Origin of the sequence: Pantoea allii (assembly GCF_046529425.1) — a bacterium.
In the GTDB taxonomy this organism is placed as follows: domain Bacteria; phylum Pseudomonadota; class Gammaproteobacteria; order Enterobacterales; family Enterobacteriaceae; genus Pantoea; species Pantoea allii.
The window spans coordinates 4,401,594-4,418,834 of record NZ_CP125958.1; the positions used below are offsets into that span (position 1 = coordinate 4,401,594).

General features: G+C 52.6%; 11 protein-coding genes and 1 riboswitch. Of the genes, 4 read left to right on the top strand and 7 right to left on the bottom strand.

Features of this window, described 5'->3' with window-relative positions; genetic code table 11:
• Positions 1 to 31: 31 nt before the first annotated feature.
• Entirely contained in the window at positions 32 to 802 is a 771-nt protein-coding gene (gene nudC / locus QNH99_RS20600; protein ID WP_063877948.1) for an NAD(+) diphosphatase, read from the bottom strand.
• Between the two features lie 197 nt (positions 803 to 999).
• Here nudC and QNH99_RS20605 point away from each other — a divergent pair, with 197 nt between their 5' ends.
• The 3 genes from QNH99_RS20605 (at position 1,000) to thiE (ending at position 4,426) form a co-directional block, all read left to right on the top strand.
• Entirely contained in the window at positions 1,000 to 1,503 is a 504-nt protein-coding gene (locus QNH99_RS20605; protein WP_063877947.1) for an Rsd/AlgQ family anti-sigma factor, read from the top strand.
• Positions 1,504 to 1,685: 182 nt separating this feature from the next.
• Positions 1,686 to 1,785: riboswitch (TPP riboswitch) on the top strand.
• Between the two features lie 85 nt (positions 1,786 to 1,870).
• Positions 1,871 to 3,793, top strand: coding sequence for a phosphomethylpyrimidine synthase ThiC (gene thiC, locus QNH99_RS20610; RefSeq protein ID WP_410517144.1), 1,923 nt, complete (start codon positions 1,871 to 1,873; stop codon positions 3,791 to 3,793).
• Positions 3,794 to 4,426, top strand: coding sequence for a thiamine phosphate synthase (thiE, locus tag QNH99_RS20615; RefSeq protein WP_145395241.1), 633 nt, complete (start codon positions 3,794 to 3,796; stop codon positions 4,424 to 4,426). It begins immediately after the preceding gene.
• A gap of 114 nt (positions 4,427 to 4,540) precedes the next feature.
• On the opposite strand, the gene QNH99_RS20620 is transcribed toward thiE, so the two are convergent.
• On the bottom strand, positions 4,541 to 6,073 hold the full coding sequence (locus QNH99_RS20620; RefSeq protein WP_410517145.1) for a PLP-dependent aminotransferase family protein: 1,533 nt from the start codon (positions 6,071 to 6,073) through the stop codon (positions 4,541 to 4,543).
• A gap of 174 nt (positions 6,074 to 6,247) precedes the next feature.
• On the opposite strand from QNH99_RS20620, the gene QNH99_RS20625 reads away from it, so the two are divergent.
• Positions 6,248 to 6,427 carry a DUF1127 domain-containing protein gene (locus tag QNH99_RS20625; RefSeq protein WP_096011318.1) on the top strand — a complete coding sequence of 60 codons (180 nt, stop codon included), beginning with the start codon at positions 6,248 to 6,250 and terminating at the stop codon, positions 6,425 to 6,427.
• 59 nt (positions 6,428 to 6,486) lie between these two features.
• On the opposite strand, the gene rpoC is transcribed toward QNH99_RS20625, so the two are convergent.
• From rpoC to rplA, 5 genes are all read right to left on the bottom strand, one after another.
• Positions 6,487 to 10,710 carry a DNA-directed RNA polymerase subunit beta' gene (gene rpoC, locus QNH99_RS20630; RefSeq protein WP_063877942.1) on the bottom strand — a complete coding sequence of 1,408 codons (4,224 nt, stop codon included), beginning with the start codon at positions 10,708 to 10,710 and terminating at the stop codon, positions 6,487 to 6,489.
• A 118-nt stretch (positions 10,711 to 10,828) separates the two neighbouring features.
• Entirely contained in the window at positions 10,829 to 14,857 is a 4,029-nt protein-coding gene (gene rpoB, locus QNH99_RS20635) for a DNA-directed RNA polymerase subunit beta (RefSeq protein WP_063877941.1), read from the bottom strand.
• 330 nt (positions 14,858 to 15,187) lie between these two features.
• Positions 15,188 to 15,550: a 50S ribosomal protein L7/L12 gene (gene rplL, locus QNH99_RS20640; protein ID WP_009092660.1), complete on the bottom strand. Its 363-nt coding sequence runs from the start codon at positions 15,548 to 15,550 to the stop codon at positions 15,188 to 15,190.
• Between the two features lie 63 nt (positions 15,551 to 15,613).
• Positions 15,614 to 16,111, bottom strand: coding sequence for a 50S ribosomal protein L10 (gene rplJ, locus QNH99_RS20645; protein WP_003848098.1), 498 nt, complete (start codon positions 16,109 to 16,111; stop codon positions 15,614 to 15,616).
• 425 nt (positions 16,112 to 16,536) lie between these two features.
• The gene (rplA, locus tag QNH99_RS20650; RefSeq protein ID WP_063877940.1) at positions 16,537 to 17,241 is read right to left on the bottom strand and encodes a 50S ribosomal protein L1; all 705 of its coding nucleotides are present in this window, start codon (positions 17,239 to 17,241) and stop codon (positions 16,537 to 16,539) included.

Genomic DNA, 17,241 nt, shown 5'->3' on the forward strand with positions numbered 1-17,241 from the left:
CTCTCGGTATCAAGCGAGTAGTGTAGCACTCTCACGCCTCAGCGCGGCAGAGGGCCACGGTATCTTCAATTAATCGGCGGGCAACGGTACCGGGCGGAGGAAGTAACGGCAGCGCATCAAAGCGGAACCATCCGGCATCCAGCAGCTCTTTACCGTCATGCTGTAACTCACCGCCATCATATTCCGCCATAAAGGCCATCATCAGGGATTGCGGAAAGGGCCAGGGTTGCGATGTAACATAGCGAACATTCCTGACACGCACATTGCTTTCTTCCATCACCTCACGCGCGACAGCCTGTTCAATGGTTTCACCGACCTCAACAAACCCGGCCAGCACAGTGTAAATGTTATTACGATGGCGCGCATGATTAGCCAGCAGGATCTCGTCCCCCCGGCGAATCGCAACGATAATGCAGGGCGCAATTTGTGGATAGTAACGTTCACGACAGTGACTGCACAGACAGGCAAACTCACGCTTGCTGGGGTGCATCTCATGACCACAGTAGCCACACCAGCGATGAGAGCGATAAAACTCGGCCAGTTGTACACCGCGCCCCGCCAGCTGAAATAGCGCCGGATCTTCGTTAAGCAACTGCCGCAGCGACAGCATATCCTCTGAACGTGCTTCGCAAACCAGCCAGACTTTCTCACTCTGCCATTCGCCGATAACGCGTCCCTGATGGCCTGTCAGGCCAAACTGTTGCGCATTACCGTGGGGGAGATCCCCTTGCGGTAACCAAATTTTCTGTTCACTGCTGACAATCCACCATCCAGCGTCTACGCTTGAAATTTCGCATTGCATTTATTTCGTCATCCTTAGCGTCAACCCGCACGCTGAAGTCCCGATGTTAAGTGTGTAGATGAACAACTATACCCAAATAATTCTGGTTGCAAGACGACAGCACGCTTATTTATCCCCGACTGGCTCGTGGAGAACAAGCGCAATTGACGCATCGCTAATCTGAAATATGAAGGTGCATAACTCATACGGAGTTAACTATGCTCAACCAGTTAGACGTTCTGACCAAACGCGTAGGTGGCAGTAATGAACTGGTAGATTCATGGCTGGCCGCTCGCCGCCAGCTATTGGTTTCTTATTATCATTTGGTCGGTATTAAGCCAAAGAAAGAGGCACTGACTCGTCTGGATGAACAGGCGCTTGATAACTTTTGCCATAATCTGGTCGATTACCTGTCATCAGGCCACTTTAGTCTTTACCAACGCCTGATCGGTGAAATGGACGGCACCAGCCCGTTGCTGGCCGCCACGCAGATTTATCCCTCGCTGGAAGCCAACACCGAAAAACTGATGCAATTGTATGACGGGCATCTTCAGCAGGCGATTGATGACGATAACTATGTCACCTTTCAGAATGCCCTCTCAGAGGTGGGTGAAGCCCTTGAAGGACGCTTTACCCTTGAGGACAAGTTAATTCAGATGGCATGGGATAACCACCTTACCCCGCCCGTGGCTAACGACAGCGAAATTGCCCGCCCTGCCTAAAACCTCATCGATTGTAAAAGACTTGTGATTAGTAAAAAGCCCCCTTATGCTGAGTGGGCTTTAAACGTAATGCCTAATGTAGTCGGTGTTTTACGGTTGAAACGTTACCTACACGTCCTGCTCTCGTTATCGGTTCTTTACAGGTAAGGCAGCGCAGGCGTCGTCGCGTAAAGCGTTAAAACCACATCTTGTCGGAGTGCCCTCTGGGCTGAGACCGTTAATTCGGGATCCGCGGAACCTGATCAGGTTAGAACCTGCGAAGGGAACAAGAGTAAATTTATACGGTACGCCACCGGATGGTGCCAGCAGTGCCGTTACTCCTTCCGAACTCCGGACAAGCAACCTTCCCACTTACTGGAATATTGCTATGTCTACTGCTAAAACGACCCGTCGCGAACAACGTGCTCAGGCACAGGAATTTATTGATTCTCTTCAGGGCGGCAGCGCCTTCCCCAACTCAAAACGTATCTGGCTCACCGGCAGTCGCGACGATATTCGTGTCCCGATGCGGGAAATTCAACTCAGCCCTACCCTGATCAGCGGCAGTAAAGACGCGCCTGTTTATGAGGAGAATGAGCCCGTACCGATTTATGATACGGCGGGCGCCTATGGCGATCCGGCTGCACACATCGATGTTCATCGCGGGCTGGATAAACTGCGCGCGCGCTGGATTGAAGAACGTAATGACAGCGAGAATCTGATGCAAATCAGCTCAGCCTACACGCAGCAGCGGCTGGCCGATGACGGGCTGGATCATCTCCGTTTTGAACACCTGCCAACGCCGCGTCGCGCTAAAGTCGGACGCTGCGTGACCCAGTTGCACTATGCACGCCAGGGCATTATCACGCCGGAGATGGAATTTATCGCGCTGCGGGAAAATATGGGCCGGGAACGCATCCGCGGTGAGGTGCTGTTACAACAGCATCCGGGGCACAGCTTTGGCGCGCATTTGCCGGAAAATATTACACCTGAGTTTGTGCGTCAGGAAGTGGCAGCCGGACGCGCCATCATCCCGGCGAATATCAATCATCCTGAATCCGAACCCATGATCATTGGGCGTAACTTTCTGGTGAAGGTAAATGCGAATATTGGCAACTCCGCCGTGACCTCCTCCATTGAGGAAGAGGTGGAAAAACTGGTGTGGTCAACCCGTTGGGGCGCGGATACCGTTATGGATCTCTCTACAGGGCGCTACATCCATGAAACCCGCGAATGGATTTTGCGTAACAGCCCGGTGCCGATCGGTACAGTCCCGATCTATCAGGCGCTTGAGAAAGTTAACGGTGTAGCAGAAGACCTGAACTGGGACATCTTCCGCGATACCTTGCTGGAACAGGCTGAACAGGGCGTGGATTATTTTACTATCCATGCTGGCGTGCTGTTGCGCTATGTCCCCATGACCGCGAAACGCCTGACCGGCATCGTCTCTCGTGGTGGGTCCATTATGGCGAAGTGGTGCCTGTCGCATCACAAAGAGAGCTTTCTCTATGAGCACTTCCGCGACATCTGTGAAATTTGTGCTGCTTATGATATTTCGCTGTCGCTGGGGGACGGACTGCGTCCGGGATCAATTCAGGATGCTAATGACGACGCGCAGTTTGCAGAACTGCACACCTTAGGTGAGCTGACAAAAATCGCCTGGGAATACGATGTACAGGTCATGATTGAAGGCCCCGGTCATATTCCCATGCAAATGATCCGTCGCAACATGACTGAACAGCTGGAACACTGCCATGAAGCGCCGTTTTACACCCTGGGTCCACTGACCACCGATATTGCTCCGGGTTACGATCATTTTACCTCTGGCATTGGTGCGGCAATGATTGGCTGGTTCGGTTGCGCCATGCTCTGCTATGTCACGCCGAAAGAGCACCTGGGTCTGCCGAATAAAGACGATGTGAAACAGGGTTTGATTACCTACAAGATCGCCGCGCACGCCGCCGATCTGGCAAAAGGCCATCCGGGGGCGCAGATCCGCGACAACGCCATGTCGAAAGCGCGTTTTGAGTTTCGCTGGGAAGATCAGTTTAATCTTGCGCTGGACCCCCATACGGCACGCGCTTATCACGACGAAACCCTGCCGCAGGAATCAGGCAAGGTTGCGCACTTCTGTTCCATGTGTGGCCCCAAATTTTGCTCAATGAAAATTACCCAGGAAGTACGCGACTATGCCGCGAAGCAGGAAGCGGAAGCCCAGGCGATTGAAGTGGGGATGGCAAAGATGTCAGATAATTTCCGTGAGCGCGGCGGTGAGATCTATCATCCCGCAACCGCCCTTAAGGAGGAATAAATGGACGCCTTTCCCGCCACCGCACCACGCTTAGGGCTGTATCCGGTTGTCGACAGCGTTGAATGGATTGAACGTCTGTTAGACGCCGGTGTGCGAACCCTTCAGCTTCGGATCAAGGATCAGCCCGATGAGGTGGTTGAACCCTTTATTATTCGGGCTATCGCCGCAGGTAAGCGCTATCAGGCACGTCTGTTTATCAATGATTACTGGCAGTTGGCGATTAAACATCAGGCTTATGGCGTTCATCTGGGCCAGGAGGATTTAGACGTCGCGAATCTTCAGCAGATTTTGCATGCTGGCTTGCGACTGGGGCTGTCAACCCATGACGATGCGGAGCTGGATCGGGCGCTGGCGCTGCGCCCTTCTTACATTGCACTGGGGCACATCTTCCCCACGCAGACGAAAGCGATGCCTTCTTCTCCGCAAGGGCTGGCTGAACTTAAACGCCATTTGGGTCGGCTGGCGGGCATCTCTACTGTCGCGATCGGTGGCATCAGCATTGCCCGTGCACCTGAGGTCTTAGCCACCGGCGTCGGCAGCATTGCGGTGGTGAGCGCGATTACCCAGGCAGAAGACTGGCAGGAAGCCACGCGTATTCTGCTGCAGCTTGCCGAGCCTGAAACCGCGCATTAACTGGCGTTATCGCGCAAAAATACGCGTAGTCAGTGCAATCGGTAGATAAAAACTGGAAAGCCGCGCACGGCAATTCATCTTGCTGCTGGCGCGGTTTTTTAATGCCCTTTAAAGTCACAGGCGTCCAGCAGGGATTGCCGGACCAGGGCCAGCCTCCTCCTCTTTCTGGCCCTGCTTCTCAACTTCAGGTTCAGAGAGATAAGGGACTGACTCCATCAATTTATCATGGGTGCAGGCTATGATTGCCTGCTCCACGGCCTTGCCGGTTATCGCCAGTGCCCGTTCGATGTTATCACTGGCGGGCAGCGCGTAATTCAGACGCAGGCAGTTACGATATTTGCCCGAGGCGGAAAACAGCGAGCCGACGGCAATCTGAATACCCGACTGGCGCAGCGTGTTATTAAGCTGCACCGCATCAAAGGCTTCTGGCAGTTCAATCCACATCAGAAAACCGCCCTGAGGCCGCGTAACGCAGATCCCACAAGGAAAATAGTGCCTGACCCAGCAAATAAAGGTTTCGTAGTTGTGCTGATAAACCTGACGCATCCGCCGTAAATGGGTCTGGTAGTGCCCCTGACGAATAAACTCTGCTACCGCATGCTGCGGCTGGGTCGCGGTGGAGCCGGTGCCGATATATTTCATATGCAGTACCCGATCGCGGTAGCGTCCCGGCGCAACCCAACCGACGCGTAAACCCGGTGCCAGCGTTTTGGAAAATGAACTGCACAGCAACACGCGCCCATCTTCATCCAAAGATTTAATGGATGACGGTCGCGGGTACTCCCAGGCCAGTTCACCATACACATCGTCTTCAATAATCGCGGCGTCAAAACGTTGCGCTAAGGCCAGCAAGGCGCGCTTGCGCTTCTCGGGCATAATAAAGCCAAGCGGGTTATTACAGTTTGGCACCACTACGACAGCTTTAATTGGCCACTGATCAAACGCCAGCTCCAGCGCCTCAAGACTGATGCCCGTCACCGAATCCGTGGGGATCTCAATGGCGCGAATGCCAAAACCACGCAGCGTCTGCATAATGCCGTGAAAGGATGGAGATTCCACGGCGATGATATCGCCCGGCTGGCAGACAGCACGAACGGACACGGACAGTGCTTCATGGCAGCCGGTTGTTATTACAATGTCTTCAAGGGTAAGCTGGCAACCGCTGTCAATCATCAGTCGGGCGATCTGCTCCCGTAGGCAGGCTACACCATACAGATTATCGTAATTCAGCAGGTGACTTTCCTGCTTCTGAGCCTGTCGGCTAAAGGCTTTCCAGAGGGGTTTCAGGGTGGATTGTGTTAAATCCGGCATGCCGCTGCCCAACTGCAATATATCGTCTTCCAGCCGGCTGTTTAGGAGTTCAAATACCGCATCCCACTGGGTTATTTCTACGGGTCGTTGCACCGGTCGGGTCAGTGCCGGGATGGGCGGCATCGCCTTATGGGGCGCAACAAAGTAGCCTGAACGCGACTGTGGAACGATTAACTGTTTCTGCTCCAGCAAATAATACGCCTGCTGCACCGTGCTGATACTGACGCCGTGCTCAGCACTCAGACTCCGCACTGAAGGTAAACGTTCGCCGCTCCGATACAGCCCCTGCTCAATGCGCTTTTCCAGCAGCATGGCCAAATGTTGATATCGCGTCATTGTATGCCCTGTGAAAATTGACCGCCCCGTAAAGCAGTACAGATAGGGATTATTTCTACCATTCAGTTCGCCTGCAGCGCAATCTGTATGTTAAATATTTGCTTATCGTGCATCTGTATTGAAAATACGCTCTGCGTGAAAATGTTTCTCAGATAAACAACTGAGGGCAGGATCATGGGATATGAAGAAAACCGCGCGGCCAGGCCATTTACGATAAGACCGTTTCGTTTCTTACGCCTCGTCTGGGGCAGCATCAGACGCTGGCAATGTCAGCGTGAAACCCGGGCTATTTTATCCCGGCTCAGTGACTGTCAATTAAAAGACATTGGGCTAGACCGAAACGATATCCGCTGATGATATTTAAGATAAAAAAAACCCTGCCTGAGCAGGGTTTTTTATCGGGGGTTTGACGATTACTCGTCGTTTTTACCGCCCAGACCAGCGTTCAGCAATTCAGCCAGGCTTGCAGAGGCTTCATCCGCAGTAACCTGCGGTGCTACCGGTACTTCGCCTGCCGCTTTGCGGCGCATACGATCCTGATGGTAAGCATAACCCGTACCGGCTGGGATCAGACGTCCCACGATAACGTTCTCTTTCAGACCGCGCAGTTCGTCGCGCTTGCCTGCCACTGCCGCTTCGGTCAGGACACGCGTGGTTTCCTGGAACGATGCAGCAGAGATGAACGATTCGGTTGCCAGTGACGCTTTGGTAATACCCAGCAGATCACGCATGAAGGTTGCGCCAACTTTTCCGTTCGCTTCAAGTTCACGGTTAGAGATCTTGATACGAGAGAATTCAGCCTGCTCACCTTCCAGGAACTCGGTACTGCCCGCGCTCATGATGGTCGCTTTACGCAGCATCTGACGAACGATAACTTCGATGTGCTTATCGTTAATCTTAACGCCTTGCAGACGGTAAACTTCCTGCACTTCGTTAGTGATGTAACGGGTAACCGCATGCACGCCACGCAAGCGCAGGATGTCATGTGGTGACTCTGGGCCATCGGAAACTACGTCACCGCGCTCAACACGTTCACCTTCGAACACGTTCAGCTGACGCCATTTCGGAATCATCTCTTCGTACGGATCGCTACCATCCAGCGGAGTAATGACCAGACGACGCTTGCCTTTCGTCTCTTTACCGAAGGAGATGATGCCGCTGATCTCCGCCAGAATAGCTGGCTCTTTCGGACGACGCGCTTCGAACAGGTCAGCAACGCGTGGCAGACCACCGGTAATATCCTTGGTACCGCCAGATTCCTGCGGAACACGCGCCAGGGTATCACCCGAGCTAATCTTCACGCCATCTTCTAACTGTACAATCGCTTTACCTGGCAGGAAGTACTGAGCTGGCATATCGGTACCAGGGATCAGGACATCGTTGCCGTTAGCATCAACGATTTTCAGGGCTGGACGCAGGTCTTTACCACCCGCGGTACGCTCGGCAGAATCCAGCACCACCAGCGATGACAGACCGGTAAGGTCGTCAGTCTGACGGGTAATGGTCTGACCGTCGATCATATCCGTGAAGCGAATGAAACCGCCCACTTCAGTGATAACCGGCATGGTATGCGGGTCCCAGTTTGCAACGGTTTCGCCCGCTGCAACCTGCTCACCATCACCTTTCGCCATGGCAGCACCGTAAGGAACTTTATAGCTCTCTTTCGTACGGCCAAATTCGTCGATCATTTTCAGTTCAACGTTACGCGAGGTGATAACCAGCTTACCTGCCGAGTTGGTTACCGACTTGGCATTGGTCAGCTTGATCGTACCTTTGTTCTTCACCTGAATGCTGGATTCAGCAGCCGCACGTGATGCCGCACCACCGATGTGGAACGTACGCATCGTCAGCTGTGTACCCGGCTCACCGATAGACTGTGCCGCGATAACACCGATTGCTTCACCTTTGTTGATGATGTGACCACGTGCCAGGTCGCGACCATAGCAATGAGCACACACACCAAAATCGGTTTCACAACCTACAACCGAACGTACCTTCACGCTGTCTACTGAGTTCAGTTCCAACACGTCACACCAGTGCTCATCAAGCAGCGTGTTACGTGGAACCAGAATGTCAGCAGTACCCGGCTTCAGGACGTCTTCTGCTGTCACACGACCCAGAACACGCTCACGCAGTGGCTCTTTCACGTCGCCACCTTCGATGACTGGCGTCATCATGATGCCTTCGTGCGTACCACAGTCGTCTTCGGTGACAACCAGATCCTGCGCAACGTCAACCAGACGACGCGTCAGATAACCGGAGTTAGCCGTTTTGAGTGCGGTATCCGCCAGACCTTTACGTGCACCGTGCGTCGAGATGAAGTACTGGAGTACGTTCAGACCTTCGCGGAAGTTCGCGGTAATTGGCGTCTCGATGATTGAGCCATCTGGCTTAGCCATCAGACCACGCATACCGGCCAGCTGACGAATCTGTGCAGCAGAACCACGCGCACCGGAGTCGGCCATCATAAAGATACTGTTGAAGGAAACCTGACGCTCTTCCACGCCATCGCGGTTGATCACGAGTTCGGTAGAGAGGTTTTCCATCATCGCTTTAGCAACGCGTTCGTTGGCCGCAGCCCAGATATCGATCACTTTGTTATAGCGTTCACCCGCGGTCACCAGACCAGACTGGAACTGTTCCTGGATTTCAGCCACTTCTGCTTCCGCTTCGGTGATGATTTCCACTTTCTTCTCTGGGATAACCATGTCGTCGATACCCACAGACGCACCTGAACGTGCCGCATAGGCAAAGCCGGTGTACATGGTCTGGTCAGCAAAGATAACCGTTGGTTTCAGTCCCAGGATGCGGTAACAGGTGTTCAGCATCTTGGAGATCGCTTTCTTGCCCAGCGCCTGGTTGACGATGGAGAAAGGCAGACCTTTTGGCACGATCATCCACAGGATGGCGCGACCAATAGTTGTGTCGATGATGCTGGTTTTAGAAACCCACTCATCCTGCTCGTTTTTCTCGTGCTCAGTGATACGCACTTTAACGCGAGCGTGCAGCGAAGCGAGGCCAGCGCGGTAAACGCGTTCAGCTTCTTTCGGACCGGTCAGCACCATGCCTTCGCCTTTGGCGTTAACACAGTCGCGGGTCATGTAATACAGACCCAGTACAACGTCCTGTGAAGGAACGATGATTGGCTCGCCGTTCGCAGGTGACAGGATGTTGTTGGTAGACATCATCAGCGCACGCGCTTCCAGCTGGGCTTCCAGCGTCAGCGGTACGTGAACAGCCATCTGGTCACCATCGAAGTCGGCGTTATAAGCCGCACAAACCAGCGGGTGCAGCTGGATAGCTTTACCTTCGATCAGGACGGGCTCAAATGCCTGGATACCCAAACGGTGCAGGGTTGGTGCACGGTTCAGCAGTACCGGGTGTTCGCGGATCACTTCGTCCAGGATATCCCAAACGACAGCTTCTTCACGCTCAACCATCTTCTTAGCGGCTTTGATGGTGGTGGCCAGGCCACGCAGTTCCAACTTGCCGTAGATGAACGGTTTGAACAGCTCCAGTGCCATTTTCTTCGGCAGACCGCACTGATGCAGACGCAGGTAAGGACCTACGGTGATAACAGAACGACCAGAGTAGTCAACACGCTTACCGAGCAGGTTCTGACGGAAACGACCCTGCTTACCTTTGATCATGTCAGCCAAAGATTTCAGAGGACGCTTGTTAGAACCCGTGATCGCACGACCGCGACGACCGTTATCCAGCAGGGCATCTACCGCTTCCTGCAGCATACGTTTTTCGTTGCGCACGATGATATCTGGCGCGGCCAGATCCAGCAGGCGTTTCAGACGGTTGTTACGGTTGATCACGCGGCGATACAGATCGTTCAGATCTGATGTCGCAAAGCGGCCGCCGTCCAGCGGTACCAGCGGACGCAGATCCGGTGGCAGGACTGGCAGCACGGTCAGGATCATCCACTCTGGCTTGTTACCAGACTGAACGAACGCTTCCAGCAGCTTAATACGCTTGGTCAGCTTTTTGCGTTTGGTCTCGGAGTTCGTTTCGTTCAGCTCTTCGCGCAGCTGTTCGCACTCTTGCTCCAGATCCATATTTTTCAGCAGTGCCTGAATCGCTTCTGCACCCATCTTCGCGTCAAATTCGTCACCGAATTCTTCCAGCGCATCCAGGTACTGCTCTTCAGTCAGAATCTGACGCTTCTCAAGGTTGGTCATGCCACCTTCGATAACGACATAAGATTCAAAATACAGCACGCGTTCGATGTCACGCAGTGGCATATCCAGCAGCAGGCCGATACGCGAAGGCAGTGACTTCAGGAACCAGATGTGTGCGGTAGGTGAAGCCAGCTCAATGTGGCCCATGCGCTCACGACGCACTTTAGTCTGGGTCACTTCAACGCCGCACTTCTCGCAGATCACACCACGGTGTTTCAGACGCTTGTACTTACCGCACAGGCATTCGTAATCTTTTACCGGCCCAAAGATACGGGCACAGAACAGACCATCGCGCTCTGGCTTGAAGGTACGATAGTTAATGGTTTCCGGCTTTTTCACTTCACCGAAAGACCAGGAACGGATCATGTCTGGCGATGCCAGCGCAATTTTGATCGCATCAAACTCTTCGGTTTTAGTTTGCGCTTTCAGAAACTTAAGTAAGTCTTTCACGGATTTGCTCCCGTCGGAGTGAGACTCAGGGGCGTCCAACCGAAATTGAACGCCCCATAACCAGTACAAATGCGAGCGCGTTAACCCTGCGCTTCCAGGCCAGGCCTGTTACTGAGGGTTACTCGTCTTCCAGCTCGATGTTGATACCCAGCGAACGAATCTCTTTCAACAGTACGTTGAACGATTCAGGCATGCCAGGTTCCATCTGATGGTTGCCATCCACGATGTTCTTATACATCTTGGTACGGCCATTAACGTCATCAGACTTAACGGTAAGCATTTCCTGGAGGGTATACGCAGCACCATAAGCTTCCAGCGCCCATACTTCCATCTCACCGAAGCGCTGACCACCGAACTGTGCCTTACCACCCAGCGGCTGCTGAGTAACGAGGCTATAGGAACCGGTAGAACGTGCGTGCATCTTGTCATCAACCAGGTGGTTGAGTTTCAGCATGTACATATAACCCACGGTTACCTGACGTTCGAACTGCTCGCCCGTACGGCCATCAAACAGAGTAATCTGACCGGAAGAAGGCAGACCGCCAAGCTCTAACAGCTCTTTGATTTCGCTCTCTTTCGCACCATCAAACACCGGCGTGGCAATTGGCATACCTTTTTTCAGGTTCTCAGCCAGGCGCAGGACTTCGTCATCAGTAAAGGTATTCAGGTCAACTTTCTGACGCACATCAGTGCCCAGATCGTAAGCACGCTGGATGAATTCGCGCAGTTTGGCGACTTCTTCCTGCTTCTTCAGCATCGCGTTGATTTTCTCGCCGATACCTTTCGCTGCCATCCCCAGGTGAGTCTCAAGGATCTGACCGATGTTCATACGCGATGGTACGCCCAGCGGGTTCAGTACGATATCGACCGGCGTACCGTTCTCATCGTAAGGCATGTCTTCGATTGGGTTGATCTTAGAGATAACACCTTTGTTACCGTGACGACCCGCCATTTTATCACCAGGCTGGATCTGACGTTTAACGGCCAGATAAACCTTAACGATTTTCAGCACGCCAGGTGCCAGATCATCGCCTTGTGTGATTTTACGACGCTTGCCTTCGAGTTTTTTCTCAAACTCATGCTTCAGTTCGTCGTACTGCTCGGCCAGCTGTTCCAGCTGGTTTTGCTTGGCTTCGTCAGTCAGACCCAGTTCCAGCCAACGCTCACGCGGCAGCTTGTCCAGTTTGTCTGCTTCAACGCCACCCGAAATCAGAACAGACTGGATACGGCTAAACAGGCCCGCTTCCAGGATCTGCAGCTCTTCAGACAGGTCTTTCTTAGCCTGCTTCAGCTGCATCTCTTCGATTTCCAGCGCACGTTTGTCTTTTTCCACGCCATCGCGGGTGAAGACCTGAACGTCGATAACCGTACCGGAAACACCGTTAGGTACACGCAGAGAAGAATCTTTAACGTCAGACGCTTTTTCACCGAAGATCGCACGCAACAGTTTTTCTTCTGGTGTCAGCTGGGTTTCGCCTTTCGGCGTCACTTTGCCCACCAGAATGTCACCGCCGGTCACTTCAGCACCGATGTAAACAATACCGGACTCATCCAGTTTAGAGAGTGCAGCTTCGCCCACGTTCGGGATATCAGCGGTAATCTCTTCTGGCCCCAGCTTGGTGTCACGAGACACACATGCCAGTTCCTGAATGTGGATGGTAGTGAAGCGATCTTCCTGAACCACGCGTTCGGAGACTAAGATGGAGTCTTCGAAGTTGTAACCATTCCACGGCATGAACGCGACGCGCATGTTCTGACCGAGCGCCAGCTCACCGAGATCGGTGGATGGGCCGTCAGCCAGCACATCACCACGTTCAACTGGCTCACCCAGAGACACACATGGCATCTGGTTGATACAGGTGTTCTGGTTAGAACGGGTGTATTTGGTCAGGTTGTAGATGTCGATACCCGCTTCGCCCGGATACATTTCGTCTTCGTTTACTTTGATAACGATACGAGATGCATCAACGTACTGAACGGTACCGCCACGTTTCGCAACCGCGGTAACACCTGAGTCAACGGCTACAGCACGCTCCATACCGGTACCTACCAGCGGCTTATCAGCACGCAGAGTAGGAACGGCCTGACGTTGCATGTTCGCACCCATCAGGGCGCGGTTGGCGTCATCGTGTTCCAGGAACGGGATCAGTGACGCACCGACAGAAACCACCTGCTGGGTGGAAACGTCCATGTAGTCAACCTGATCGCGGCTGAACAGACTTGATTCGCCTTTGCTACGGCAGGTGACCAGGTCATCAACGAACGCACCTTCTTCTGACAGATTGGTGTTCGCCTGAGCGATAACGTAGTTACCTTCTTCGATTGCAGAAAGGTAATGAATTTCATCGGAAACCACACCGTCAATAACGCGACGATAAGGCGTTTCCAGGAAACCGTACTCGTTCGTCTGCGCGTACACAGACAAGGAGTTGATCAGACCGATGTTCGGACCTTCAGGGGTTTCGATTGGGCAGACACGACCGTAGTGCGTTGGGTGTACGTCACGCACTTCGAAGCCGGCACGCTCACGGGTTAAACCACCCGGGCCGAGAGCAGAGATACGACGCTTGTGCGTAATCTCTGACAACGGGTTGTTCTGATCCATAAACTGAGACAGCTGGCTGGAACCAAAGAACTCTTTCACCGCCGCCGAAATTGGCTTGGCGTTGATCATGTCCTGTGGCATCAGCGTATCGAGATCGCCCAGAGAAAGACGCTCTTTCACTGCACGCTCAACACGTACCAGACCGACACGGAACTGGTTCTCAGCCATTTCACCGACTGAACGAATACGACGGTTACCGAGGTGGTCGATATCGTCCACTTCGCCTTTACCGTTACGGATGTCGATCAGTTTTTTCATCACTTCAATGATGTCTTCTTTGCTCAGGATACCTGAACCTTCGATTTCATCACGCAGCAACGAACGGTTAAACTTCATGCGGCCGACTGCAGAAAGATCGTAACGATCTTCAGAGAAGAACAGGTTCTCAAACAGGTTCTCTGCAGCTTCACGCGTTGGCGGCTCACCAGGACGCATCATGCGGTAGATCTCAACCAGCGCGCTCAGGCGGTCATTGGTTGGGTCAACGCGCAGCGTCTCGGAGATGTAAGGGCCGTGATCCAGATCGTTGGTGAACAGCGTTTCAATGCGCTTGTGACCAGACTGGCTCAGCTTCGCCAGCAGATCCAGCGACAGTTCCATATTCGCCGCGACGATCAGCTCACCGGTGTTCTCATCGATGTAGTCTTTAGCAACCACTTTGCCCGCGATGTATTCAACAGGCACTTCGATGTGTTGGATAGCGTCTTTTTCCAGCTGACGAATATGACGCGCAGTGATGCGACGCCCTTTCTCAACGTAGACCGTGCCATTCGATTCAATATCGAAAGTCGCGGTTTCACCGCGCAGGCGCTCTGGCACCAGTTCCATCTGCAGCTTGTTGTCACGGATTTCGTACACCACTTTCTCGAAGAAGACGTCGAGGATTTGAGCAGTGGTGTAATGCAGTGCGCGCAGAATGATACTGGCCGGCAGCTTACGACGACGGTCAATACGGACGAAGAGGTTGTCTTTCGGGTCAAACTCGAAGTCGAGCCATGAACCACGGTAAGGGATGATACGTGCGTTATACAGCACTTTACCCGATGAGTGGGTTTTACCCTTATCGCTGTCAAAGAACACGCCAGGACTACGATGCAGCTGAGAAACGATAACACGTTCAGTACCGTTGATAACAAAGGTACCGTTGTCAGTCATGAGCGGAATTTCACCCATGTAGACTTCTTGTTCTTTAATGTCTTTTACAGTGCCTTCTGGCGCTTCGCGCTCATAGATCACCAGACGCAGTTTCACGCGCAGCGGTGCCGAGTAGGTCACGCCACGGATCTGACACTCTTTCACGTCAAAGACAGGTTCACCTAAGCGATAGCTGACATACTGCAACTCAGAATTGCCGCTGTAGCTCGCGATAGGGAATACAGAGCGGAATGCAGCTTCCAGTCCGTACTGACCTTCTGGATCTTGCTCGATAAACTTCTGAAACGAATCAAGCTGGATGGAAAGGAGATAAGGTATGTCCAAAACTTGTGGACGTTTACCAAAATCCTTACGAATACGTTTTTTCTCGGTATAGGAGTAAACCATAGGGTTCCTCAGCTAGCTGACAAGTCGACCCACGCTGTCCGTCCTGACAGGACAGTTCATGCAACACGATTTTGTTTGATTCACCTACTGCTTTGCAGTGTGTGCAATACCTCTTTCTATCACGCTTAAATCATTTCATTGCTTCAGCGTGGGCAGGGAACCCGCACGGGAAAGCAGTATATTAAGTCGTCGATAGAGAAAGATATTGAAGAGCAACAATGGACAAACAGTGTGAAACCCCATTGAGGCCCTGGAGCGCAAAAAGGCTGGTGACCAAAAAGCCACCAGCCATCAGTCTGAAACTACTCAGACTGCAACCCGAGGGTTGTCTTACTTAACTTCAACTTCAGCGCCAGCTTCTTTCAGAGCAGCTTCAAGTGCAGCTGCGTCATCTTTGCTGATGCCTTCTTTGATCACGCCAGTTGCTTCAACCAGATCTTTGGCTTCTTTCAGGCCCAGACCAGTTGCGGTACGTACGGCTTTGATAACTGCAACTTTGTTCGCGCCAACAGCTTTCAGAACGACGTCGAATTCAGTTTTCTCTTCAACAGCTTCAGCTGGGCCAGCAGCAACAGCTACAGCAGCAGCAGCAGAAACGCCGAATTTTTCTTCCATAGCAGAAACCAGCTCAACTACTTCCATTACGGACATAGCGGCAACGGCTTCCAGAATTTGGTCTTTAGTAATAGACATAACAATTGTTCCTAAGAATCAGAAAAAGTTTATACGTTAGCAAGTACGAAGAAAAGAGAGGCCTTAAGCCGCTTCTTTTGCATCGCGAACAGCAGCCAGAGTGCGAACCAGTTTGCCGGCAGCGGCTTCTTTCATGGTCGACATCAGACGTGCCAGTGCTTCTTCGTAGGTCGGCAGAGTTGCCAGACGGTCAATATTGGCCGCCGTGATCAGCTCACCTTCAAAGGCTGCAGCTTTGACCTCGAATTTTGCATTCGCTTTCGCGAAATCTTTGAACAGACGAGCAGCAGCGCCCGGGTGTTCCATAGAATATGCAATCAGGGTCGGACCAACAAACGTGTCTTTCAGGCACTCGAACTGAGTACCTTCAACGACGCGGCGCAGCAGGGTGTTACGAACAACACGCATGTAAACGCCAGCTTCACGACCTGCTTTACGCAGTTCGGTCATTTTATCAACGGTAACGCCACGAGAATCCGCAACAACCGCTGAAAGCGCACCTTTGGCTACTTCGCTGACTTCAGCAACAATCGCTTGTTTGTCTTGAAGATTTAATGCCATTAGCTTTAGCTCCTGGATTTGACCGGGGAAGGATTTCCCCGGAACTCACTTCACTTACTCGCCCGGAGGAAAATAAGCGCTATTACACGGTGAGCAGAATCCAGTTAAGAAAAATATCTTTTGGTTCTGTCACCGTCTACGCAGGGTATTAAGCATTACATCCGAGGATGTGCCGCTCCTGCGGTCTTGGACGGAGGCCAGGATAAGGCCTGGCTCCAACCTAAAATTTGGGTCGCGTGCCGCCACTCAAATTGCTATTGCGCCGACTGTCTTTATCCGCTTCCGTTGCACAGTTGACCATGCTCCGGGTAGCCGACTCAGCCACCGTCTTACCGCAATCTGAATCACGCACTTCGACGTCTGCACGAATGCAGAACAACGGGCGTAAGATTCTAGGTGAATTTTTCGCCCGTTTCAAGTAGCAATTAGTTTGCTACGGCAGTCAGACCAGCCTGGTCAACGGAAACGCCCGCGCCCATGGTGGTAGAGATGCTAACTTTCTTGATGTACACGCCTTTCGCCTGAGCAGGTTTGGCTTTTTTCAGCGCAACCAGCAGAGATTCCAGGTTTTCTTTCAATTTGTCAGCATCGAAGTCCACTTTACCGATGGTAGTGTGGATGATGCCGTTTTTGTCGTTACGATAACGAACCTGACCTGCTTTAGCGTTCTTAACCGCTTCAGCAACGTTAGGCGTTACAGTACCCACTTTCGGGTTTGGCATCAGGCCACGTGGACCCAGAATCTGGCCTAACTGGCCAACAACGCGCATTGCATCTGGAGATGCAATCACAACGTCAAAATTCATTTCGCCTTTCTTGATCTGATCGGCCAGGTCTTCCATACCTACCAGCTCAGCGCCAGCTGCTTTAGCAGCTTCAGCGTTTGCGCCTTGGGTGAAGACAGCTACACGTACTGAACGACCAGTACCGTGTGGCAGAACAGTCGCGCCGCGCACGTTCTGATCAGATTTACGTGCATCGATGCCGAGGTTAACGGCAACGTCAACGCTTTCTACGAACTTAGCGGTAGCCAGTTCTTTCAGTAAAGCGATTGCTTCAGCAATATCGTACTGCTTGGTCGCGTCAACTTTGTCGCGAATTACGCTCATGCGCTTGGTCAGCTTTGCCAT